The following is a 20,830-nucleotide window of genomic DNA, read 5'->3' on the forward strand; positions in this document are numbered from 1 at the left end:
GAGGCTGTACCCGAGCTGACGGAAAATAAATCTACGCCGTATAGGTGGGCTTTCCGGTAACAACGAACCCCGGACAGACCAGACACTGACAGACCACCGGTCACAATCAGCTCCGCCCGGAGAAACCCGCGCCGGGCCGCTGTCCTCGTCCGGGGCGCGATGGAGCCCCGGGTCGTGGCGGGAGCCCGTCGTCCCCCTGGGCGGGCCGCCCCGCCCTCAGTCGGTGCGGGTGTCCAGGACCTCCCGGTGGCCCAGGGCGCGCAGCAGGTAGGGCAGGAGCCGGTCGGCGATGCCGTGGCCGGGGGAGGCGCCGGGCGCGGGCGGCACCAGGAACGTGTGGCTGACCATCGGGCCGATCACCATCTCCGCCACCACCAGGGGATCCTCCACCGGCGGGATCTCCCCGCGCGCGACGGCGCGTTCCACCACCGCCAGCACCCGTTCCTGGAGCGGCACCACGAAGTCGCCGAAGAGCGCGTCGGCGAGCGCCTGGTTGTGCGCGGCCTCGCCCAGCACCGCGCGCAGCAGCCTCCCGGAGGCCCCCTCCAGGGCCGCGGCCTTGTCGTGCAGGAGCCGGGACAGGTCCGAGCGCAGCGCGCCGGTGTCGAGGTCGGGCCCCAGGTTCTCCGCCCAGTCCCGGGCGGCTCCCAGCACCAGGTCCTCCTTGGAGCGCCAGCGCCGGTAGAGGGTGGCGGTGGAGACGCCGGCCCGCCGGGCGACGGCGGCCGTGGTCAGGCCGCCGTACCCGTGCAGTTCGAGCTCGGCGAGGGTGGCGTCCATCAGCGCGCGGTCCCGGGACGCGTCGCGCGGTCGGCCCCGGTGGGGGGCGCGCGAGGCGTCGGGCAGATGGTCGGTGGTCATGCCCGAATCCTATGTGAGCGAGGCCTAGGGAAACGAAAGCGTTTCGTTTAGTATCGCTCCATGACCGACACCCAAGGCGCCCCCGCCGCCGAGGCCGCCCCCCGGCCCCCCGCCGAGCCGCTCACCCTGACCACCGAGATCCCACCGGTGGTCGCCCGCCTGCGCGCCGCCTTCGCCTCCGGCCGCACCAAGCCCGTCGCCTGGCGCCGCGCCCAGCTGCGCGCGCTGCGCCGCATGCTCACCGAGGAGCGCACCGCGTTCGAACGCGCGCTCAAGGCCGACCTCGGCAAGAGCCCCATCGAGGCCCACACCACCGAGATCGGCTTCGTGGTCAACGAGATCGACCACACCCTCAGGCACCTGGCCTCCTGGCTGCGCCCGCAGCGGGTGCCCGTGCCCGTCGCCCTGGCCCCGGCCAGGGCCCGCCGCGTGCGCGAGCCGCTGGGCACCGTGCTGATCATCGCCCCGTGGAACTACCCGGTGAACCTGTCCCTGGCGCCCCTGGTCGGCGCCCTCGCCGCGGGCAACGCCGCCCTGGTCAAGCCCAGCGAACTGGCCCCGGCCACCTCCGCCGCCCTGGCCGAGCTGCTGCCCCGCTACCTGGACACCGAGGCGGTCGCGGTCGTGGAGGGCGGCATCCCCGAGAGCACCGCCCTGCTCGATGAGCGCTTCGACCACATCTTCTACACCGGCAACGGCACCGTGGCCCGCATCGTCATGGCCGCCGCCGCCAAGCACCTGACCCCCGTCACCCTGGAGCTGGGCGGCAAGAGCCCGGCCATCGTCGAACCCGGGGTGGACCTGGCCACCACCGCCCGCCGCCTGGCCTGGGGCAAGTTCACCAACACCGGTCAGACCTGCGTGGCCCCCGACTACGTGCTCGCCGTCGGCGACACCGCCGAACCGCTCCAGCGCGAGCTGACCGCCGCCATCACCGAGATGTTCGGCGAGGACCCCTCACACAGCGCCGACTACGGGCGCATCGTCAACGAGCGCCACTTCGCCCGGATCACCGCCCTGCTGGGCAGCGGCACCGTGGTCACCGGCGGACAGCACGACATCGACCGCCTCTACGTCGCCCCCACCGTCCTGGCCGACGTGGACCCCGACTCCCCGGTGATGTCGGAGGAGATCTTCGGCCCCGTCCTGCCGGTCCTGCGGGTCCCCGACCTGGACGCGGCCATCGCCTTCGTCAACGCACGCGACAAGCCGCTGGCGCTGTACGGCTTCACCGACTCCGAGGAGACCAAGCGCCGCCTGACCACCGAGACCTCCTCGGGCGGCCTGGCCTTCGGTCTGCCGATCGCCCACCTGGCCGTTCCCGACCTGCCCTTCGGCGGCGTGGGGGACAGCGGTATGGGCGCCTACCACTCCGCGGCCTCCCTGGACACCTTCTCGCACACCAAGTCGGTGCTGGACAAGTCGCTGTTCATGGACACCATGCGCATCGCCTACGCGCCCGTCACCGACCTCAAGCAGAAGCTGCTCCGCCGGCTCCTGTGAGCGGGGGGCGGGGGCGGGAGCGGCCGCCCCCGCCCCCCGCCCGCGCGGGTCAGCTCCTCGGGGCGCTCTCCTCGCGCCCGGAGTCCAGGGCCCGCGACGCCACATGCGGGTGGTTCAGGTCGAACGCGGGACGCTCGGAACGGATCCGCGGCAGCGACGTGAAGTTGTGCCGCGGCGGCGGGCAGGACGTGGCCCACTCCAGCGAGCAGCCGTAGCCCCACGGGTCGTCCATCCCCACCTGGGGAGCGTTGCGCGCGGTCACGAAGACGTTCCAGAAGAAGATCAGCGTCGAGGCCGCCAGCACGAACGAGGAGACCGAGGAGATCTGGTTGAGCTCGGTGAAGCCGTCACCGGGCAGGTAGTCGGCGTAGCGGCGCGGGAAGCCGGCGGCGCCCAGCCAGTGCTGCACCAGGAACGTGCCGTGGAAGCCCAGGAACAGCAGCCAGAAGTGGAACTTGCCCAACTTCTCGTTGAGCATCGTCCCGGTGAACTTGGGCCACCAGAAGTAGAAGCCCGCGAACATCGCGAACACCACCGTGCCGAACACCACGTAGTGGAAGTGGGCCACCACGAAGTAGGAGTCGGTGACGTGGAAGTCGATCGGCGGGGAGGCCAGCAGCACACCGGTCAGACCACCGAACAGGAAGGTCACCAGGAACCCGATCGAGAACAGCATCGGCGTCTCGAAGCTGATCTGGCCCCGCCACATGGTGCCGATCCAGTTGAAGAACTTCACCCCGGTCGGCACCGCGATGAGGAAGCTCATGAACGAGAAGAACGGCAGAAGCACCGCACCCGTCGGGAACATGTGGTGCGCCCACACCGTCACCGACAGGCCCGTGATGGCGATGGTCGCCGCCACAAGCCCCTTGTAGCCGAAGATCGGCTTGCGGCTGAACACCGGCAGGATCTCGGTCACGATGCCGAAGAACGGCAGCGCGATGATGTACACCTCGGGGTGGCCGAAGAACCAGAACAGGTGCTGCCACAGGATGGCCCCGCCGTGCTCGGCGTTGAACACCTGCGTGCCGACGATGCGGTCCGCGCCCAGCGCGATCAGGGCCGCCGTCAGCACGGGGAACGCGATGAGCACCAGCACGCTGGTCAGGATGATGTTCCAGGTGAAGATCGGCATGCGGAACATCGTCATGCCCGGCGCGCGCATGCACAGGGCGGTGGTGATGAAGTTGACCGCGCCCAGGATCGTGCCCAGACCCGACACCACCAACCCCATGATCCACAGGTTGCCCCCCACCCCCGGTGAGTGGACCTCGTTCGACAGGGGCGTGTAGGCGAACCAGCCGAAGCTGGCCGCGCCGCCCGGGGTCAGGAACCCGGCCGAGACGATCAGCCCGCCGAACAGGAACAGGTAGTAGCCGAACAGGTTCATCCTCGGGAACGCCACGTCGGGCGCGCCGATCTGCAACGGCATGATCACGTTGCCGAACCCGACGAACAGCGGGGTCGCGAAGAGCAGCAGCATGATCGTGCCGTGCATGGTGAACAGCTGGTTGTACTCCTCGTTGGACATGATCTGCATGCCCGGAAAGAACAGTTCGGCGCGGATGAGCACCGCCAGGATTCCGCCGAAGACGAAGAAGGCGAAGGCGGTGATGATGTACATGTACCCGATGACCTTGTGGTCGGTCGAGGTCAGCCAGCTCACGATGATCGACCCCTTGGGGGCCTTCACGGAGGAGGACTCCTCTGCCTCGGTTTTCGCTGGTGCCACTGCTCGTGCCTCCGTGCGGAAGATGGGTGCGGGCGAATGGGAAAAACGAGGCTTTTCCTTTTGGGGGTGATTCGGGAAGGGAGTGTCCCAGGCCTCGGAAACGCAACCTAGCCCATCGGGTCCGCCGGAGCCGGTAAACGCCACCAGCGTTTTCCTCGCCGGACGGAGAATGTCCTCTTTGTTTGCGAAAAGGCGGCGGGGCCGCACCCCCGCCGGCGCCCTTCCGACCCCCGGCGGGGTTCTTCCGGGCACGGCCCCCGGCGCCGCGGCCCCCCGTGCGGGGCCCGCGGGCACACCGTCCCCCGCCGCCTTCCCGCCGGGGCCCGACCGCCGCGCGGGCGCGGGGCCTACGAGAGCCGCGCGTCGGTGTACACGTCGCCCGACTCCATGCCCTGGTAACCGAAGATGTCGGTGACCGTCACGAAGTGGTAGCCCTGCCGGTGCAGCCCCGCCAGCACGTCCGGGATCGCCTTCACGGAGGTTTCGTGGATGTCGTGGAAGAGCACCACGCTCCCCGGCACGGTGTTGTCCAGAGCCGCCTCACTGACGTCCTCGGTGTCGCGGCTCCTCCAGTCCAGCGTGTCCACGTCCCACAGGACCAGGGGCTGTTCCACCGTCTTGCGCACCGTCCCGTTCAGCGACCCGTAGGGCGGCCGGATGGTCGGCGGTTCCACCCCGGTCACCTCGCGCACGGCCGCGTTGGTGCGTTCGATGTCCTTGCGGATCCCGTCGGCCGACATCTTCGCCAGGTCGTCGTGCTTCCAGGTGTGGTTGCCCAGCTCGTGGCCCTCCTCGGCCATGCGCTCCACCGGTGCGGGGAAGTCGTCCACGAGCGAACCCAGCACGTAGAACGTGGCGTGGGCGTCGTACTCGGCCAGGCTGTCCAGCAACCGGTCGGTGTGCTCCCCCGGCCCGTCGTCGAAGGTCAGCGCCACGCACTTGAGGCGCTCGCAGTCCAGGGTGTGCCCCTGGGCGCTCAGGCCGCCCCCGTCCTGCGAGAGGTCGTCGCCCAGGCCGTCCCCGCTCAGGGCCGCCTCCCGGGCCAGGTAGCCCAGCTCGGACAGCAGCCCCTCGACCTCGGCGGCCTCCACCGGAACCAGCACCTCGCCGACCCGGCCCGCGCCGGGCACCGCGTCGGGGTCCATGCGCACGGCCAGGCCGCCCGCGGTGCTGAAGGCCAGGTCGCCCAGCGGCGAGCCCGCCCAGCGCTCGGCGGCCTTGCGGGCCTGGCCGGGCTCGGACAGGTCGAGCGGCTCGGAACCCCCGTCCGCCCCACCGTCGGCCGTCCCGTCCCGGCCGTCAGCGGACGCGCCGCCCTCCGGCGCGGTCCGCTCGCCCGAGGCGACCTCGCCGACCAGGCCGGGCAGCTGGTGCTCGGGCAGGTCGTACCCCTCCTCCAGGACGTCGGCCAGGGCCAGGTGGGCCTGCTCGATCGCCTCCTCGTCCCGGAACAGCGAGGTCCAGGGCAGCACCTCCTCGCTGCCCGCGTCGTACCACAGGGTGTCGGCCTCGAAGGTCTCGTCCCCTCCCGCGGAGGCGGTCGCGGTCAGCCGCGCGCCCACCACCTCAGGGGAGGCGGCGAGGATGACCGTGTCCTGGTGCAGCTCGGGGGACCCCCCCTCCGGCAGGTCCTCCAGGAAGGCGGTCTGGCGCGCGGCCATGGCGGTGCGCGCCTCCACCGTCAGCGGGTGGTTGTCGCCCAACCGCGGGTAGCGGTAGCTCACCACGCTGTCGTCGGTGGTCACCGACACGGTGCTCGCCTCCATCCCCGCCAGGTCGTCGGGCGAGGAGCGGACCGGTTCGGCGTAGGGAAGCTCCTGTTCCACGGCACGGCAGCCGGGGACCAGGAGCAGACCCACGGCGGCGCTGACGGAGAGTTTGCGTCGTAGTGAGGTGACAGCCACGAGGGGGACCATATCCGAGCCGCTCACCTCAGCGTGAATCGCCTCGCAGGCGTCCGCGTACTCAGCGTGTCCGGTGCGTGGTCACTCTCTGTTCACCCGTCCCGCCTCCGGTGGCCCCCCTGGTGCCTCCGGGAGGGCCCGGGAGGGGGATCGCGCGGCCAGGTCCCCGGTAGGCCGGCGGCTTGGCTCCGGGCCCGTTTCCGGGGATTTGCGGACCCGTGCCGACACTGTCCGAAACCCGGTGCGGACACGGGGGCACCGGTCCTCGGCGGGTCCGCGTTCCGGCCATACTGATCCCGAAGGGGCGTACACCGTTCTCCCCCGCGAATCCGGACGCCGGTGACACGCCCTCCTCCGTCGGAGCGCCCGCTCCGTCCACCCCTGAAAGGCACCCATGAGTTACGGTCCCGGAACCGGCGGCTACCTTCCCCCCGGAGGGGGGAGCGGTGGCTACCAGCCCCCTCCCGGAGGAGGCGGAGGGTATCCGCCGCCCGGCGGCGGCCTCCCCCCGCCCCCCGGAGGCTGGTACGGCGGCCCCGGTTTCCAGCCGCCGCCTCCGCCCGCGAGCCAGGGTTCGGCCATCGGCGCACTCATCGCCAACATCTTCGGCCTGTGCCTGTGCTGGATGCTGTCGATCGTCGGCCTCATCCTGGCCATCGTCGCGCTGACCATGACCACCACCAACCCCCAGTCGGCCAGGACCTGCACCATCATCTCCTGGGTGCTCTTCGCAGTCGGGACCGCGCTGTACGCCGTGCTGTTCTTCGTCTACGGGGCTGCGGGGCTCATGAGCGTCTTCGCCACGAACTCGGCCTACTGAGACGGGCGGGGGCGGGGGAGGGGGTCAGCCCCGCCCCGCCTCCTCCCGGGGCTCGGCCGCGTCGGCGGCCACGGCCGCCACGATCCGCCGGACCTGCGCCAGGACCTCGGCGTTCTCCCGAGGGGAGGCCACCTTGGGCAGGTGCACGTGCCCGGCCGCGATCCGCCGCCCCGCCCGTTCCCGCAGCAGCGTGTTGCGGTAGGCGATCTCGTTGGACAGGTAGTCCCCGCCGCCCCCGCGGCGCGCCGCCGACCCCTCCGTGGGGCCGTCCGGGCGCACCACCACCCCGCGGCCGTCCGGCGCGGCCTCGGCCACCTCGGTGTTGACCACCACCGGGTAGGGGTCCTCCCGCGCCGCCGCCAGGATCCGTTCGTGGGGCAGCGAGGAGAGCGTCCACTCCGGGACGCCGGGGCCCGGCACCGGTGCCCGGCCGGTGCGCGACACCCGCAGGTTGTCCTCGCCCCCGCCGCGCCAGACGCCGTTCCACACCTCCAGGTCGAAGCGGCCCGGCCGCCCGCGGCTGAGCGTGACCACCGCGTCCGCGCGCCGGTGCTGCTCGGCCAGCGCCTCCTCCACCAGCCCGGCGTCGAAGTCCGCCCAGCGCACCGGGAACACCGCGGTGCGCACCACGGCCGTGCGCCCGCCCACGGGGAACGTCCACCCGTTCAGGTCCAGCGCCGCCGCGCCGGAGGGGTTGGAGCACGCCGGGTCCTCGTCCAGGCGGAAGGGGTCGAAGCCGGTCACGACCACCCGCACCCACCGGTCGCCCGGCGGGAAGTCGAGGTCGGCGATGCCGCGCGAGCCCGTCTCCAGCAGGTGCAGCAGGTCGGCGCGGTCGGCGTCGGACACGGCGAAGTCCGGCCGCCAGGAGCGCAGCCGGGTCGAGAGCACCAGCCGCGCCCAGTACAGGGGGCGGTCGTCGGCGCCGTCGCGGGCGGCCTCCGTCCACAGCCGGGAGGCGTGCGCGGCGACCGCCTCCCGTGCCTGGGCGAGGTCGGCGCTCGCCCGCAGATCGGCGCTGAACAGGGGCTCGGCCGCGCCGAAACCGGAGCGGGTCAGGACCAGGCGGGGCTCGGGGAGACCGGCACGGTCCTCTTCGGGAGTGGTGTGGTGGTGCACGGGGGTCGCTGTCCGTCTCAGGGGCGTCGGGAGGGCCGCCGGGGGAGGGGCCAGCCGAGTCTAACGCCGCCCGCGACCGCCCCGGGGACGGCGTGTCCGGCGCGTCCGGCCGACGAGACACGGGGGCTGGACCGGCGGGGTCGGACTTGGCAGGGTGTGAGGTGACCGCCCGTTCCTCTCAACGGAGAGAGCAGCACATGCCGATTTCCGCCCTCCCCACCACCGCCTCCCTCGCCGACCGCGCGCGGGCCGCCCTGGACCGGTGCCGCGTCGCCGCGCCCCAGGAACCGGCCGGGGCCGGCGGCGCGGCGAGGTCGCCCATCACCGGCCGGGAGCTCTTCGCCCTGGGCCACGAGTCCGCCGCCGACGTCGAGCAGGCCGTCACCGAGGCCCGGGAGGCCTTCGCCGCCTGGCGCGACACCCCCGCCCCGGTGCGCGGGCAGCTCGTCCACAGGCTCGGCGAGCTGCTGCGCGAGCACAAGGCCGACCTGGCCGAGCTGGTGACCATCGAGGCGGGCAAGATCCGCTCCGAGGCCCTGGGCGAGGTCCAGGAGATGATCGACGTCTGCGACCTGGCCGTGGGCATGTCCCGGCAGCTGTACGGGCGCACCATGCCCTCCGAGCGGCCCGGCCACCGGCTCATGGAGACCTGGCACCCGCTGGGCGTGGTCGGCGTGATCACCGCCTTCAACTTCCCCGTGGCGGTGTGGTCGTGGAACACGTGCGTGGCCCTGGTGTGCGGCAACACCGTGGTCTGGAAGCCCTCGGAGCTGACCCCGCTCACCGCGCTGGCCTGCCACGGCCTGCTCATGCGCGCGGCGCAGGAGGTCGGCGCGCCCGCCCGGGGTCTGCACCGGGTCGTGCTGGGCGGCCGCGAGATCGGCCGGGCCCTGGCCGACGACCCCCGGGTGGCCCTGCTGTCGGCCACGGGATCGACCGCCATGGGCCGCGAGGTGGCGCCCCGGGTGGCCGCCCGCATGGGCCGCTACCTGCTGGAACTGGGCGGCAACAACGCGGCCGTGGTGGCCCCCTCCGCCGACCTGGACCTGGTGGTGCGCGGCAGCGTCTTCTCCGCCGCGGGCACGGCGGGTCAGCGCTGCACGACGCTGCGCCGCCTCATCGTGCACGAGGACGTGGCCGAGGAGGTCACCCGGCGGATCGTGGACGCCTACAAGCAGCTGCGCGACCGCGTCGGCGACCCCTTCGCGGAGTCGACGCTGGTGGGTCCGCTGGTGGGCGAGCGCGGGTACGCCGCGATGCGCTCGGCGCTGGAGCGCGCCGCGGCCGAGGGCGGCCAGGTGCTGGTCGGCGGCGCCCGGGTCCTGGAGGAGGAGGCCGCCGACGCCTACTACGTCGAGCCCGCGGTGGTGCGCATGCCCGGCCAGACCGCCGTCGTGCGCGAGGAGACCTTCGCGCCGATCCTGTACGTGATGCCCTACCGCACGCTGGAGGAGGCGGTGGAGCTGCACAACGGCGTGCCCCAGGGGCTGTCGTCGTCGATCTTCACCCAGGACCAGTCCGAGGCCGAGCGGTTCCTGTCCGCGGCCGGTTCGGACTGCGGGATCGTCAACGTCAACATCGGCACCTCCGGCGCGGAGATCGGCGGCGCCTTCGGCGGGGAGAAGGACACCGGCGGCGGCCGCGAGTCGGGTTCGGACTCCTGGAAGGCCTACATGCGCCGGGCGACCAACACGGTCAACTACGGCGGCGAGCTGCCGCTGGCCCAGGGCGTGAGCTTCCTCTGAGGGCCCCGGTGCCCGCGCCCGGCCGGGCGCGGGCACCCGCGACACACCAAAAAAGTTGCGCACGATCATGTTGCGTGCAACTTAATTCTGTTACGGTGGTGCCCACCGAACGGTTCCGCACGCGCAGGAGGGAACACCGTGGCCGACGAGCAAGGGGAGAACCCCCTCGCCCTGGACAACCAGCTGTGCTTCTCCCTCTACGCGGCCTCCCGGGCCATGACCGGGCTCTACCGGGAACTGCTGGGCGACCTGGAACTGACCTACCCCCAGTACCTGGTCATGCTCGTGCTCTGGGAGCGCGGAACGCTCACCGTCAAGGAGCTCAGCCGGGCCCTGCACCTGGACTCGGGCACGCTCTCGCCGCTGCTGCGCCGCCTGGAGTGCGCCGGGCTCCTGACCCGCGAACGCAGTTCCACCGACGAGCGCGTCGTCGAGGTCTCGGCCACCCCGAAGGGCGACGCGCTGCGCGCACGTGCCGAGGAGGTCCCCGAACGGGTCATGTGCTCGGCCGGGCTGCCCCGGGAGCGGGCCCGGGAGTTGCAGGAGGCGCTCGGCCTGCTCACGCGTTCGGTGGAGACCGCCTCCCGCAGGCACAGCCCGTGCTGAACGGGACCGCGGGCCCCCACCCGTACCACCACACCGATCACGGACCACGAAGGAGAGAGGCAACCATGGCCTACGACGTGATGTACACCGCCAACGCCACCGTCACCGGAGAGGGCCGCAAGGGCACCGGTCGCACCGACGACCGCCGCCTGGAGGTCGACCTGTCCGTGCCCAAGGGCATGGGCGGCGACGACGGCCCCGGCACCAACCCCGAGCAGCTCTTCGCGGTCGGCTACGGCGCCTGCTTCCACGGCGCCCTCAAGGCCGTCGCCCGCAAGGAGAAGGTCGACGTCGACGGCTCCACCATCGACGCCCAGGTCAGCCTGGGCAAGGCCGACGACGGTATGGCCCTGGCCGTGGCGCTGACCGTCACCATCCCGGGCGTGGACCAGGCCAAGGCCGAGGAGCTGGTCGAGGGCGCGCACCAGATGTGCCCCTACTCCCGCGCCACCCGCGGCAACATCGAGGTGACCCTGACGGCCAAGACCGCCTAGCGACACCTGCGCGGAGCCCCCCGAGGACATCCCCGGGGGGCTCCGTCCTGTCCGCCCGCCACCGCTCGCGGGCGCGCCCCGCGTCGAGGCGGCCGCCGCTCCCCACCGGCGCCCGCGGCGCGGTCCCGCCCCGCCGATCCGCCTCCGACACCCCTCCAGCCCCGAGGGCACCCCGACCAGGGGGGAGGGCGCGCACCGCGCCCTCCCCCCTCGGCATGTCCGGGGCCGGGGACGACCGCTGGGCCGCACCTCCTCCGAAAAGTTCCCGTGGTGCGGCCTATGTGATAAAAACGATTCCTTTGTGATGCTTGTTACAAACAGCTGGCCCTGAGTGACAGGCGTCCGGCGGTCCCCGACCCGACCGGAGCCCCGAAGCCACGAAGAGAGAAGGAACGGATGTCCTCTGTCCCGACCCGCGGCCCAGCGGAGGCCGGGTCCCCCCGGCCGCGGTGGACGCCCCGCAGCATCGCCGTCTGGACCGCCGTCGCCCTCGTCGGCGCCGTCGCCTGGGGCATGATCGCCATCGGCCGCGGAGAGGAGGTCTCCGCCGCCTGGCTGGTCTTCGCCGCCCTGGCCTCCTACGCCATCGGCTACCGCTTCTACGCCCGGTTCATCCAGTACAAGGTGCTGATCACCGACGACACGCGGGCCACCCCGGCCGAGCGGCTCGACAACGGCGCCGACTACCACCCCACCGACCGCCGGGTGCTGTTCGGCCACCACTTCGCCGCCATCGCGGGCGCCGGTCCGCTCGTGGGCCCCGTGCTGGCCGCACAGATGGGCTTCCTGCCGGGCACCATCTGGATCATCGTCGGCGTGATCTTCGCCGGCGCCGTCCAGGACATGGTGGTGCTGTTCTTCTCCACCCGCCGCAACGGCCGCTCCCTGGGCCAGATGGCGCGCGAGGAGATCGGCCCGGTGGGCGGCGTCGCCGCCCTCGTCGCCGTCATGGCGATCATGATCATCCTGCTGGCCGTCCTGGCCATGGTCGTGGTCAACGCGCTGGCCGAGTCCCCCTGGGGCTCGTTCTCGCTCATCATGACGGTCCCGATCGCCCTGTTCATGGGCGTCTACCTCAGGTTCCTCAGACCCGGCAAGGTCATCGAGACCTCCGCCATCGGCGTCGTCCTGCTGCTGCTGTCCATCGTGGGCGGCGGCTGGGTGGCCGAGCACGCCGTGCTGAGCGAGCTCTTCCTCTTCAGCAAGAACGAGCTCACCTTCGGCCTGATCGTCTACGGCTTCGTCGCCTCGGTCCTGCCGGTCTGGCTGCTGCTGGCCCCCCGCGACTACCTGTCCACCTTCATGAAGGTGGGCGTGGTCGTGCTCCTGGCCGCCTCCATCCTCATCGTCGCCCCCGACCTGCGGCTGCCGCGCTTCACCGACTTCGCCTTCAACGGCGAGGGGCCGGTCTTCGCCGGGTCGCTGTTCCCGTTCGTGTTCATCACGATCGCCTGCGGCGCCCTGTCGGGCTTCCACGCGCTGATCTCCTCGGGCACCACGCCCAAGCTCATCGAGAAGGAGAGCCAGGTCCGGATGATCGGCTACGGCTCCATGCTCACGGAGTCGTTCGTGGCGATCATGGCGCTGATCACCGCCTGCATCATCGACCCCGGCGTGTACTTCGCCATGAACATGCCCGCCACCGCGCTGGGCGACACCGTCCAGAGCGCCGCCGCGGCGGTCAGCCAGCTCGGCTTCACCGTCGACGCCCAGACCCTGGAGCGCACCGCCGAGCTGATCGGCGAGGAGTCGATCCTGGCCCGCACCGGCGGGGCCCCCACGTTCGCCCTGGGCGCCGCGCAGATCTTCTCCGCGGTCTTCGGCGGCCAGGCCATGATGGCGTTCTGGTACCACTTCGCCGTCATGTTCGAGGCGCTGTTCATCCTCACCACCGTGGACGCGGGCACCCGGGTGGGCCGCTTCATGCTCCAGGACACCCTGGGCAACGTCTACAAGCCCATGCGCGACCCCAGCTGGCGCCCGGGCGCCTGGCTGTGCAGCGCCCTGATCGTGGGGGCGTGGGGCTACTTCCTGTGGGCCGGGGTCAACGACCCCCTGGGCGGCATCAACCAGCTCTTCCCGCTGTTCGGCATCGCCAACCAGCTCCTGGCGGCGATCGCCCTGGCGGTGTGCACCACGCTGATCATCAAGTCCGGACGCGCCAAGTACGCCTGGGTGACCCTGGTGCCGCTGGCCTGGGACGCGGCGGTCACGCTGACCGCCAGCTACCAGAAGATCTTCTCCTCCGACCCCGCCATCGGGTTCTTCGCCCAGCGCCAGCAGTTCTCCGAGGCCCTGGCCGCGGGGGAGACGAGCGTGGGCGCCATCCAGGGCGTGGAGGACATGCAGAGGGTCGTGCTCAACACCACCGTCAACGGCGTCCTGTCGGCGCTGTTCGCGATCCTGGTCCTCATCATCCTGGTCGACTCGGTCCGGGTGTGGATCAGGGCGCTGCGGGCGCCGGAGGGCACGCTGCCCACCAGCGAGGCGCCCCACGAGACGTCCCGGCTGTGGGCCCCCTCGGGGCTGGTGCCCACCCGCGAGGAGCGTGAGCACGCCCGCCGACTGGCCCCGGCGGGGGAGGGCGACGTCACCGCGCGCAGGGAGGAGTAGCCCATGGAGCGGGTACGCGCGCGGCTGGGCCCCGCCCTGCTGCGGGGCCTGCGCGAGGCGTGGCAGATCGTCCGCGGCGTGGCCGGTGAGCGCGCCTACGAGATCTACCTCGACCACCACCGGCGCACGCACCCCGGGCAGGAGCCCATGAGCGAGCGCGCCTTCTGGCGCCAGCACGTGGACCGGGGCGACACCGACCCGGGGTCGCGCTGCTGCTGAACACGCGCACACACACGAGGGGCCGGGAGGGGGATCCCCCTCCCGGCCCCTCACGGCCTCACGGCCCCGCTCAGGCGGCCGTGTCCAGCAGCAGCAGGCGGTCCAGGATGTCCTGGAGGGTGACCAGGCCGATCACCTCGCCGTCCGTCTCCACCAGGGACAGGTGGCTGCGGCTCTCCCGCATGATGCCCATCGCCGCGTACATCGGCGTCTCCGCGGCCAGGGTGAGCACCGGCCGCATCAGGTCGGCCGCGGTGGTCCCCTCCGGGCCCGTCAGCGCCTCGCGCACGTGCAGCACGCCCACGGGTTCGGTGCCGTCCATCACCACCAGGCGCAGGTGCGTGGACTCCCGCGACACCTGCTTGATGTCGTCCACCGTCGAGTTCGGGGACACCGACGCGATCTCCTCGCGCGGTGTCACGATCTCGCTCAGCGGACGGGAGTTGACCTCCAGCGCCGTGGCCAGCTGGGCGCGGCGCTCGGGGTCGAGCGCACCGGCCTTGGCCGAGTGCTCCACCAGCTCGCGCACGTCGTCGGGACCGTGCCCGGACGACATCTCGTCCACCGCCTCCACGCCCAGCCGGTGCAGGCACCAGTTGGCCATGCCGTTGAGCATCAGCAGCAGCGGACGGGTGAACCACATGAACGCCCGCATCGGCACGGCCAGCATGATCGCCGACTTCTCCGGGTGCGAGATCGCCCAGGACTTGGGCGCCATCTCACCCACCACCAGGTGCAGGAAGGTCACCACGATCAGCGACAGCACGAACGAGACCACGTAGCCCACCGCCGCCGGCAGGCCGCCGAACAGCGGCTCCAGCATGTGGTGGACGGCGGGCTTGGAGATCGCGCCCAGCGCCAGGGCGCACAGGGTGATCCCCAGCTGCGAACCGGCCAGCAGCAGCGACAGGTCGCGGGCGCTCCTGACCGCGGCCCGTGCCGAGAAGCTGGACTCGGCGGCCTCCTCCAGCCGGTAGCGGCGCGCCGCCACCAGGGCGAACTCGATCGCCACGAAGAAGGCGCTCAGCGCGATGATCACCGCGGTCAGCGCGAGCGCCACCCACACGTTCATGTCACTCATGCCGACGCCTCCTGCGACTCGTTGCCCTGCACCTCGTGCAGACGCAGCTCCACGGTGTGCGGAACGTGCCTCTGCACCGCGCTGACGACCATGGTCAGCCCCATGTCGGGGTCCTCGTCGTGCGCGCTGGGCGGTCGGGGCAGGGCGATGGAGACCCTGTCACCGGCCTCGGGGAGCCGGTGCAGCTCGTGCACCACCAGACCGCCCAGGGTCTCGTAGTCCCCCTCGGGCAGGTCGTGGCCGAGCAGCCGCTCGACCTCGTCGATGTGCAGAGCGCCCGGGACCAGGTAGGAGCCCTCGCCCTCCAGGTAGGAGGGGGACTCCTCCGCGGGGCTGTGCTCGTCGGCGATCTCGCCGACCAGCTCCTCGGCCAGGTCCTCGGTCGTGATGACCCCGGCCAGGCCGCCGTACTCGTCCACCACGCAGGCGAACTCCTCGCCCGCCTCGCGCAGCTGGCTCAGCGCGGAGGGCAGCGGCAGCGACGCGGGAAGCATCACGGTGGGCCGCGCCACCTCGCTGACCTTGGTGTTGGCCAGGTCCCGGTCGCCCAGCGCGAGCACGTCGCGCAGGCAGATGACGCCGACGATGTCGTCCACGCCGTCACCCAGCACCGGGAAGCGCGAGTGGTCGGAGGCCATCAGCTCCACGACCCGGCTGACCGGGTCGCCCTCCTCCACCGTGGCCACCTCCGGACGCGGGATCATCGCGTGTCCGGCGGTGCGCTCGTGGAAGTCCAGGGTGCGGTCCAGCAGGGTGGACAGCTCCGGCGGCAGGTCGCCGCTGGCCTTGGACTCGGCGATGATGCTCTCCAGGTCGCGCGCGGTCGCCGCGTGCTGGACGTCCTCGACCGGTTCGATCCGCACCGCCTTGAGCAGCAGGATCGCCGCCTGGTCGAACAGCCAGATGACCGGGCCGAAGATCTTCAGGTAGATCCCCGTGGACAGCGCCAGCCAGCGCGCGACCGGCTCGGGCCGGGCGATGGCCAGGTTCTTGGGGAAGAGCTCTCCGAAGACCATCTGCACGACGGTGGAGAAGAGCAGGGCCAGGACGGTGCCGATGGCCACGCCCGTCCCCGTGGGGATTCCGGCGAGGCCGAGCAGCTCACCGACGCCCTCGCCGATCATGGGCTCGGCCACGTAACCCACCAGCAGGGCGGTCACGGTGATGCCCAGCTGGGCACCGGAGAGCATGAAGGACGTCCGGTTGGTGATGCCCAGGGCCCTCTGGGCCCCGGCGTCCCCGGCCGCCGCCTTCGCCCGCAGTCGCGAGCGGTCCACGGCCATGTAACCGAACTCCTGGGCGACGAAGTAACCCGTCGCCACGGTGATCAGGAAGACCACCACGATCCCGAAGGCGATACTGAGGATGGTGCTCATCATCGGGCACGCACCGCCTGGTTCCGCTTCGGGCTCGGACTCCTACGAGGGTGCGCACCCTTCGTAGAAGGGGGCTCGTCGTCTGTGTCGCAGCGTCCGTTCAGGACGCTGCCGGTACTTCGGGACGGGTCCACTGTTCCTCTCTCTGCGCCTGTTGCGCTTTGTGGTGATATGTGACTACCAGGAATAAAGACGATCGGCCTGGGGCGGTTGTTCCCCGGCGGCGGATGTTTCGGAGCGGTCAGCTCCCGGCGGGGGCGTCGGCCTCCCCGCCGAGCCCGGCCCACTCCCGGCGGCGGGCCTCGGAGAGCGCGATCGCGGTGGCCACGGCCACGTTGAGCGATCCCACCCGTCCGATCTGGGGAACGTAGGTGACGGCGTCCGCGCCCGCCAGCAGGGCGGGGGAGCATCCGTGGTCCTCGGCGCCCACGGCCAGGCACACGTCCGGCTCCAGGGGAGCCGCGTGCAGCGGGAGCGCGCCGGAGGCCAGCTCGACCGCGACCACCCGGTACCCGTCCGCGCGTGCGGCGGCCAGGGCGTCGGCGGTGGAGGCCATCCGGATGTGCTCGACCTTGGCGGCGGTGCCCAGGGCGGTCTTGCCGACCTTGGGGTCGTCGGGGTCGGCGCTGTTGCCGGTCAACCAGAGCTGGTCGACACCGAAGGTCGCAGCCGTGCGCAGGATCGAGCCCAGGTTGTAGGGCTGGGTGACCGATTCGACGAGAAGGGCGAGTCGCCCCTCGGTGCGCCTGCGCCACTGGCGGTTCAGGCGTTTGACGTCCGTGGGACGCAACTGCGTGCTCAACTGCGGTGTTTTCCTCGGCGGGTGTTCCCGGGCTGGTCCCGGAGGCCATCTGTTCGCCACAGAGTACAGGTCACCGTGCGTGGGCGCACGCATGACCCGTGACACACCACGGCAAAAGCCGCGTCAAGCCACGGAACGGCGCACCGCGAGCACCCGGAAACCCGCTCGGGAGGCCACCCGTTCGGCGGGCAGGCCCTGCTCGTCCAGCCACTTCTGCAACGAGTCCGAGCCCAGGTGGCGCTGGACCACGAGGTGGGCGACGCCCTCGGGGGTGAGCCGCCCCAGCCACGTGCGCAGCATGGAGTGCAGCACGCCCTTGCCCACCCGGATGGGCGGGTTGGACCACACCGCGTCGAAGGGGCCCAGCAGGTCCTGGGCGGTCACGTCGTCCCGCGCTGGCGCGCCCTCCCCGGACGCGCCCCGCTCCACCGACAGCCCGCCCTCGGGCTCCACCACCGCGAACCGCGCGTTGTCCAGCCCGTGCTCGGCGGCGTTGCGCCGCGCCAGCCCCACGGCCCGCGCGTTGACGTCCACGCCCAGCACCCGCGCCCCCGGCGCGCGCGAGGCCATCGTCAGCGCGATGGGCCCGTAGCCGCAGCCCAGGTCGAGCAGGCGCCCGCCCTCGGGCGGCGGCGGGACCGACTCCAGCAGCACCCGCGTGCCGAGGTCGACCTTGTCGGGGGAGAACACGCCACGGTCGGTGCGCAGCCGCAGGTGCAGGTCCGGCAGGACCAGGTCGGCGGTGGAGGGGCGGCTGGCGGCGCCCGGATCGGAGTCGAAGTAGTGCTGAGCCACGCCGTGACGCTACCAGGGGCGGCCCCGACCACGGCACACGGCAAAAACCTCCCAGTCCCACGCCAACAAAGGCCCAACCCCCGCGCCGTGGGGCGCCGGGGTGCCGAAGATGGAGGTATCCGACGTTTGCGGGGGAACCCATGCGAGCACACGTAGGGGACCAGCTGGTGGTCGAGAGCCCGCGCGCCGACGCCCACCGCAGGACGGGCGTCGTCACCGGCGTCGGGGGATCCGACGGGGAACCCCCCTACCGGGTCCACTGGGCCGGCGCCGAACAGGGCCACGACGACCTGGTCTACCCGGGTCCGGACGCGCACATCGAACACCCGCCCGGCTGCACGGGCGCCAACGCAGAGGGGGCCGATGCCATGCAGACGACCAAGCGCTGGAACGTCGACGTCGTCGTCGCCGAGGAGAACGAGGGCGACAGCGCGCGCACCTGGGCCGAGGTCGGCCTGGTCGCCGACGACGGGACGGCGCTGCGGGGCCACGGGATGGCCCGCAAGCACCCCACGGACCTGGACGTCCCCGAGATCGGTGAGGAGCTCGCGGTCTCGCGCGCCCTGTCCGACCTCTCGCGCCAGCTCCGTCAGGTCGCGGCGGAGGACATCACCGACAACACCGGAACGCCCTGGCGCCCCACCTGAACCGGTGGCGGCCCCGCGGCCGACCGCGGGGGACGGGAGCGGGCGCGGGCCCGGAACGGCGGGGGCCGTTCCGGGCCCGCCGCGCTGCGCCGGGGCGTCCCGCGCCACCGCGTGGACACCGTACGGACCGATACCGGCCACCTTCGTCATGGCCGGACTGCTCCCGGTGGTCACCGGGATCGGGCACACTCGGAAGTCGGACACGACCGCCGCCCCGGCGGCGCAGCCGAGCCCCGGCCCCCGAAGCGCCGGGACCCCGCGTCGTGTCCGGTCAGGACGCGACGGGGGGAGGGTGCGCCAGCCGGGCACACGAGGTCCGCCGTCACGTCCCGAGGTACCGCTGTGCTTTACCGGAGGCGTCCGGGGAAGGGAGCGTTGCCGCCCGGCGCGAGCCGGGAGTACTCACGCAAGGGAGACCCCGTTGACCACCTCCTCCTCCGGCCCCCAGGCCAGACCCGCCCGCGTCCTGGGCACCGTCGACGCCGTCGCCATCGGCGCGGGCGCGATGCTCGGCGCCGGGGTGTTCACCGTCTTCGCCCCGGCCGCGCTCGGCGCGGGCGCCTGGCTGCCCGTGGCCATCCTCATCGCGGGGATCGTCGCCTACTGCAACGCCGTCTCCTCGGCCAGGCTCGCCGCCCGCCACCCCGAGTCCGGCGGCGCCTACGTCTACGGCCGCGAGCGCCTGGGCGACCTGTGGGGCTACCTGGCGGGCTGGTCCTTCGTGGTCGGCAAGACCGCCTCCTGCGCGGCCATGGCGCTGACCTTCGGCGCCTACCTCCTCCCCGGCTGGGAGAAGGCCCTGGCGGCGGCCACCGTGGTCGCGCTCACCGCGCTCAACTACCGCGGGATCCAGCGCTCCACGATGGTGATCAAGATCCTGCTGGCCGCGGTCCTGGCCGTCCTGGCCGCCGTGTGCGTTGCCATGCTCCTCAGCGGGCGCCTGGCCGCCGTCGCCCAGGTGGAGGGCCTGGGGCCCTGGCCCGGCTCCTTCGGTGTGCTCGGCGCGGCCGGGATGATCTTCTTCGCCTTCGCCGGGTACGCCAGGGTGGCCACCCTGGGCGGCGAGGTCCGCGACCCCCAGACCACGATCCCCCGCGCGGTCAACATCTCCCTGGGCGGCGTGCTGGCGCTCTACCTCGTCATCGGCACCGGACTGCTGATCGTGCTGGGCCGCGAGCGCCTGTCCACCACCGACACCCCGATGGTCGACGCCGTCCGGGTGGCCGGGTTCGACTGGCTGGCCCCCGTGGTGGTCGCGGGCGCGGCCGTGGCCAGCCTGGGGGCCCTGCTCTCCCTCATCCTCGGGGTCTCGCGCACCACCGCCGCGATGGCCGCCGACGGACACCTGCCCCGCTCCCTGGCCTCGGTCCACGAGCGCCACGGGGTGCCCCACCGCGCCGAGCTGCTGGTCGGCGCCGTCGTCATCGCCCTGGTCCTGGTCACCGACCTGCGCGGCGCGATCGCCTTCTCCGCCTTCGGAGTGCTGGTCTACTACGCCATCACCAACGCCTCGGCGCTGCGCCTGGGCCCCGACGAGCCCCGCCCGCCGCTGCTGGTGCCGCTGACCGGGCTGGGCGGCTGCGTCGTGCTGGCGTGCAGCCTGCCGCTGCCCACGGTCATCACCGGCATGGCGGTCCTGGCGGTGGGAGCCGGGCTGTGGTGGCTGCGCGAGCGCTTCGACCTGCGCTTCTAGGAGTGCGGGCGGGGAACACGCCAGCCCGGAAGGGGGGCGCGGGTTCCTCCGCGGTGAAGGCGCGGCCGAAGGCACCGCGTTCGGCGACGAACACGTAGCGCCGCTCCGGTCGCGGCCGGTGCGCTGGTGTGGCCGGAGCGGACCCGACCCGTGACCCCGAAGGCGGTCAGCCCCGCCGGCGGGCCGCCGTGGCGCGGTCAACCACGAGGGGACTCCTCCGGTGCGACCAGGCGGCGTACGGCGTCGGTGATGATAGTGCGTCGCTGCGCGTCGGTGACGAGGTGGCTGACGTCCTCGGTGCGGTGCTGCCACATGTTGGCCAGCGTCAGGACCAGGGCGAGGATCTCACCGGCCGGTCTGTCGGATCTGACGGTGCCGCTCCGCTGTGCCGCCTCGATGGCCGTGATCTTCTCGTCCACGGAGCGGGCGACGATCTCGGAGACCGGTCGTTCGGCGCGTTCGAGCGCGTACCACGTGAGGAACCGCATGACCTGCGGGTGCTGTGCCGCGGCGTCGTGCAGGCGGCCGGCGTATCCGGGCAGGTCGTCGGCGTCGATGGGCACGGCGCCCACCGTCTGCTCGACGATCGCCTCGTGGACGGCCTCGAACAGGCCCTCCTTTCCGGCGAAGAACGAGTACACGAGGCCGGGGCTGATACCGGCGCGTTTGGCGAGCCGGTCCACCCGGGCGCCGGCCACGCCGTACTCGGCGAACTCGGCCAGGGCCGCTTCCATCAACTGCTGCCGTTTGCGGTCGGGATCGCGCGTTGCCATGCCTCCATCCTCCCTTAATGAACGTTCATTTGACAAACCCGGCTCGG

At 72.2% G+C, this 20,830-nt stretch carries 18 protein-coding genes; 9 read left to right on the forward strand and 9 right to left on the reverse strand.

What is annotated here, in order from left to right; genetic code table 11:
- Positions 1 to 216 precede the first annotated feature (216 nt).
- On the reverse strand, positions 217 to 861 hold the full coding sequence (locus tag UIS43_RS03325) for a TetR/AcrR family transcriptional regulator (protein WP_071622035.1): 645 nt from the start codon (positions 859 to 861) through the stop codon (positions 217 to 219).
- 60 nt (positions 862 to 921) lie between these two features.
- Here UIS43_RS03325 and UIS43_RS03330 point away from each other — a divergent pair, with 60 nt between their 5' ends.
- Entirely contained in the window at positions 922 to 2,364 is a 1,443-nt protein-coding gene (locus tag UIS43_RS03330) for an aldehyde dehydrogenase family protein (RefSeq protein ID WP_370012425.1), read from the forward strand.
- Positions 2,365 to 2,413: 49 nt separating this feature from the next.
- Here UIS43_RS03330 and ctaD read toward each other — a convergent pair whose 3' ends face one another.
- Together ctaD and UIS43_RS03340 are read right to left on the reverse strand one after the other, a co-directional pair.
- On the reverse strand, positions 2,414 to 3,988 hold the full coding sequence (ctaD, locus tag UIS43_RS03335; protein ID WP_232051712.1) for a cytochrome c oxidase subunit I: 1,575 nt from the start codon (positions 3,986 to 3,988) through the stop codon (positions 2,414 to 2,416).
- Positions 3,989 to 4,443: 455 nt separating this feature from the next.
- Entirely contained in the window at positions 4,444 to 6,012 is a 1,569-nt protein-coding gene (locus UIS43_RS03340; RefSeq protein ID WP_013152966.1) for a polysaccharide deacetylase family protein, read from the reverse strand.
- A 382-nt stretch (positions 6,013 to 6,394) separates the two neighbouring features.
- On the opposite strand from UIS43_RS03340, the gene UIS43_RS03345 reads away from it, so the two are divergent.
- Entirely contained in the window at positions 6,395 to 6,820 is a 426-nt protein-coding gene (locus UIS43_RS03345; protein ID WP_013152967.1) for a hypothetical protein, read from the forward strand.
- Between the two features lie 24 nt (positions 6,821 to 6,844).
- Here UIS43_RS03345 and UIS43_RS03350 read toward each other — a convergent pair whose 3' ends face one another.
- Positions 6,845 to 7,939, reverse strand: a complete 1,095-nt coding sequence (locus UIS43_RS03350) for a pyroglutamyl peptidase (RefSeq protein ID WP_370012426.1) — start codon at positions 7,937 to 7,939, stop codon at positions 6,845 to 6,847.
- A 197-nt stretch (positions 7,940 to 8,136) separates the two neighbouring features.
- On the opposite strand from UIS43_RS03350, the gene UIS43_RS03355 reads away from it, so the two are divergent.
- The 5 genes from UIS43_RS03355 (at position 8,137) to UIS43_RS03375 (ending at position 13,616) form a co-directional block, all read left to right on the forward strand.
- Entirely contained in the window at positions 8,137 to 9,684 is a 1,548-nt protein-coding gene (locus UIS43_RS03355) for an aldehyde dehydrogenase family protein (RefSeq protein WP_370012427.1), read from the forward strand.
- Positions 9,685 to 9,822: 138 nt separating this feature from the next.
- The gene (locus UIS43_RS03360) at positions 9,823 to 10,290 is read left to right on the forward strand and encodes a MarR family winged helix-turn-helix transcriptional regulator (RefSeq protein WP_013152970.1); all 468 of its coding nucleotides are present in this window, start codon (positions 9,823 to 9,825) and stop codon (positions 10,288 to 10,290) included.
- 65 nt (positions 10,291 to 10,355) lie between these two features.
- Positions 10,356 to 10,784, forward strand: a complete 429-nt coding sequence (locus UIS43_RS03365) for an organic hydroperoxide resistance protein (protein WP_013152971.1) — start codon at positions 10,356 to 10,358, stop codon at positions 10,782 to 10,784.
- A gap of 396 nt (positions 10,785 to 11,180) precedes the next feature.
- A complete protein-coding gene (locus UIS43_RS03370) occupies positions 11,181 to 13,397 on the forward strand; it encodes a carbon starvation CstA family protein (RefSeq protein WP_013152972.1) in 2,217 nt (738 codons plus the stop codon).
- Between the two features lie 3 nt (positions 13,398 to 13,400).
- The gene (locus tag UIS43_RS03375) at positions 13,401 to 13,616 is read left to right on the forward strand and encodes a YbdD/YjiX family protein (RefSeq protein ID WP_013152973.1); all 216 of its coding nucleotides are present in this window, start codon (positions 13,401 to 13,403) and stop codon (positions 13,614 to 13,616) included.
- Between the two features lie 70 nt (positions 13,617 to 13,686).
- Here UIS43_RS03375 and UIS43_RS03380 read toward each other — a convergent pair whose 3' ends face one another.
- The 4 genes from UIS43_RS03380 to UIS43_RS03395 all read right to left on the reverse strand — a co-directional run bounded on the left by UIS43_RS03380 (position 13,687) and on the right by UIS43_RS03395 (position 17,670).
- Positions 13,687 to 14,697, reverse strand: a complete 1,011-nt coding sequence (locus tag UIS43_RS03380; RefSeq protein WP_013152974.1) for a hemolysin family protein — start codon at positions 14,695 to 14,697, stop codon at positions 13,687 to 13,689.
- Positions 14,694 to 16,076: a hemolysin family protein gene (locus UIS43_RS03385; RefSeq protein ID WP_013152975.1), complete on the reverse strand. Its 1,383-nt coding sequence runs from the start codon at positions 16,074 to 16,076 to the stop codon at positions 14,694 to 14,696. Before UIS43_RS03385 ends, UIS43_RS03380 begins: the two co-directional genes overlap by 4 nt.
- 238 nt (positions 16,077 to 16,314) lie before the next feature.
- Entirely contained in the window at positions 16,315 to 16,875 is a 561-nt protein-coding gene (locus UIS43_RS03390; protein WP_370012431.1) for a TrmH family RNA methyltransferase, read from the reverse strand.
- 123 nt (positions 16,876 to 16,998) lie between these two features.
- Positions 16,999 to 17,670: a class I SAM-dependent methyltransferase gene (locus tag UIS43_RS03395; protein WP_013152977.1), complete on the reverse strand. Its 672-nt coding sequence runs from the start codon at positions 17,668 to 17,670 to the stop codon at positions 16,999 to 17,001.
- A gap of 140 nt (positions 17,671 to 17,810) precedes the next feature.
- Here UIS43_RS03395 and UIS43_RS03400 point away from each other — a divergent pair, with 140 nt between their 5' ends.
- Together UIS43_RS03400 and UIS43_RS03405 are read left to right on the forward strand one after the other, a co-directional pair.
- Positions 17,811 to 18,317: a dsRBD fold-containing protein gene (locus tag UIS43_RS03400; protein ID WP_013152978.1), complete on the forward strand. Its 507-nt coding sequence runs from the start codon at positions 17,811 to 17,813 to the stop codon at positions 18,315 to 18,317.
- A 421-nt stretch (positions 18,318 to 18,738) separates the two neighbouring features.
- Positions 18,739 to 20,010, forward strand: a complete 1,272-nt coding sequence (locus tag UIS43_RS03405; RefSeq protein ID WP_013152979.1) for an APC family permease — start codon at positions 18,739 to 18,741, stop codon at positions 20,008 to 20,010.
- Positions 20,011 to 20,207: 197 nt separating this feature from the next.
- Here the strand turns inward: UIS43_RS03405 and UIS43_RS03410 are convergent, their stop codons facing one another.
- The gene (locus UIS43_RS03410) at positions 20,208 to 20,783 is read right to left on the reverse strand and encodes a TetR family transcriptional regulator (RefSeq protein WP_013152980.1); all 576 of its coding nucleotides are present in this window, start codon (positions 20,781 to 20,783) and stop codon (positions 20,208 to 20,210) included.
- Between the last annotated feature and the right edge of the window lie 47 nt (positions 20,784 to 20,830).

The organism is Nocardiopsis sp. LDBS0036 (genome assembly GCF_041228755.1).
GTDB classification, from domain to species: Bacteria; Actinomycetota; Actinomycetes; order Streptosporangiales; family Streptosporangiaceae; genus Nocardiopsis; species Nocardiopsis dassonvillei.

Coding starts and splice junctions, on each gene's coding strand:
- UIS43_RS03365 (WP_013152971.1), top strand. CDS start 10,356: ATGGCCTACGACGTGATGTACACCGCCAACGCCACCGTCACCGGAGAG.
- UIS43_RS03330 (WP_370012425.1), top strand. CDS start 922: ATGACCGACACCCAAGGCGCCCCCGCCGCCGAGGCCGCCCCCCGGCCC.
- UIS43_RS03345 (WP_013152967.1), top strand. CDS start 6,395: ATGAGTTACGGTCCCGGAACCGGCGGCTACCTTCCCCCCGGAGGGGGG.
- UIS43_RS03410 (WP_013152980.1), bottom strand. CDS start 20,783: ATGGCAACGCGCGATCCCGACCGCAAACGGCAGCAGTTGATGGAAGCG.
- UIS43_RS03400 (WP_013152978.1), top strand. CDS start 17,811: ATGCGAGCACACGTAGGGGACCAGCTGGTGGTCGAGAGCCCGCGCGCC.
- UIS43_RS03325 (WP_071622035.1), bottom strand. CDS start 861: ATGACCACCGACCATCTGCCCGACGCCTCGCGCGCCCCCCACCGGGGC.
- ctaD (WP_232051712.1), bottom strand. CDS start 3,988: ATGTACATCATCACCGCCTTCGCCTTCTTCGTCTTCGGCGGAATCCTG.
- UIS43_RS03355 (WP_370012427.1), top strand. CDS start 8,137: ATGCCGATTTCCGCCCTCCCCACCACCGCCTCCCTCGCCGACCGCGCG.
- UIS43_RS03385 (WP_013152975.1), bottom strand. CDS start 16,076: ATGATGAGCACCATCCTCAGTATCGCCTTCGGGATCGTGGTGGTCTTC.
- UIS43_RS03380 (WP_013152974.1), bottom strand. CDS start 14,697: ATGAGTGACATGAACGTGTGGGTGGCGCTCGCGCTGACCGCGGTGATC.
- UIS43_RS03375 (WP_013152973.1), top strand. CDS start 13,401: ATGGAGCGGGTACGCGCGCGGCTGGGCCCCGCCCTGCTGCGGGGCCTG.
- UIS43_RS03370 (WP_013152972.1), top strand. CDS start 11,181: ATGTCCTCTGTCCCGACCCGCGGCCCAGCGGAGGCCGGGTCCCCCCGG.
- UIS43_RS03340 (WP_013152966.1), bottom strand. CDS start 6,012: ATGGTCCCCCTCGTGGCTGTCACCTCACTACGACGCAAACTCTCCGTC.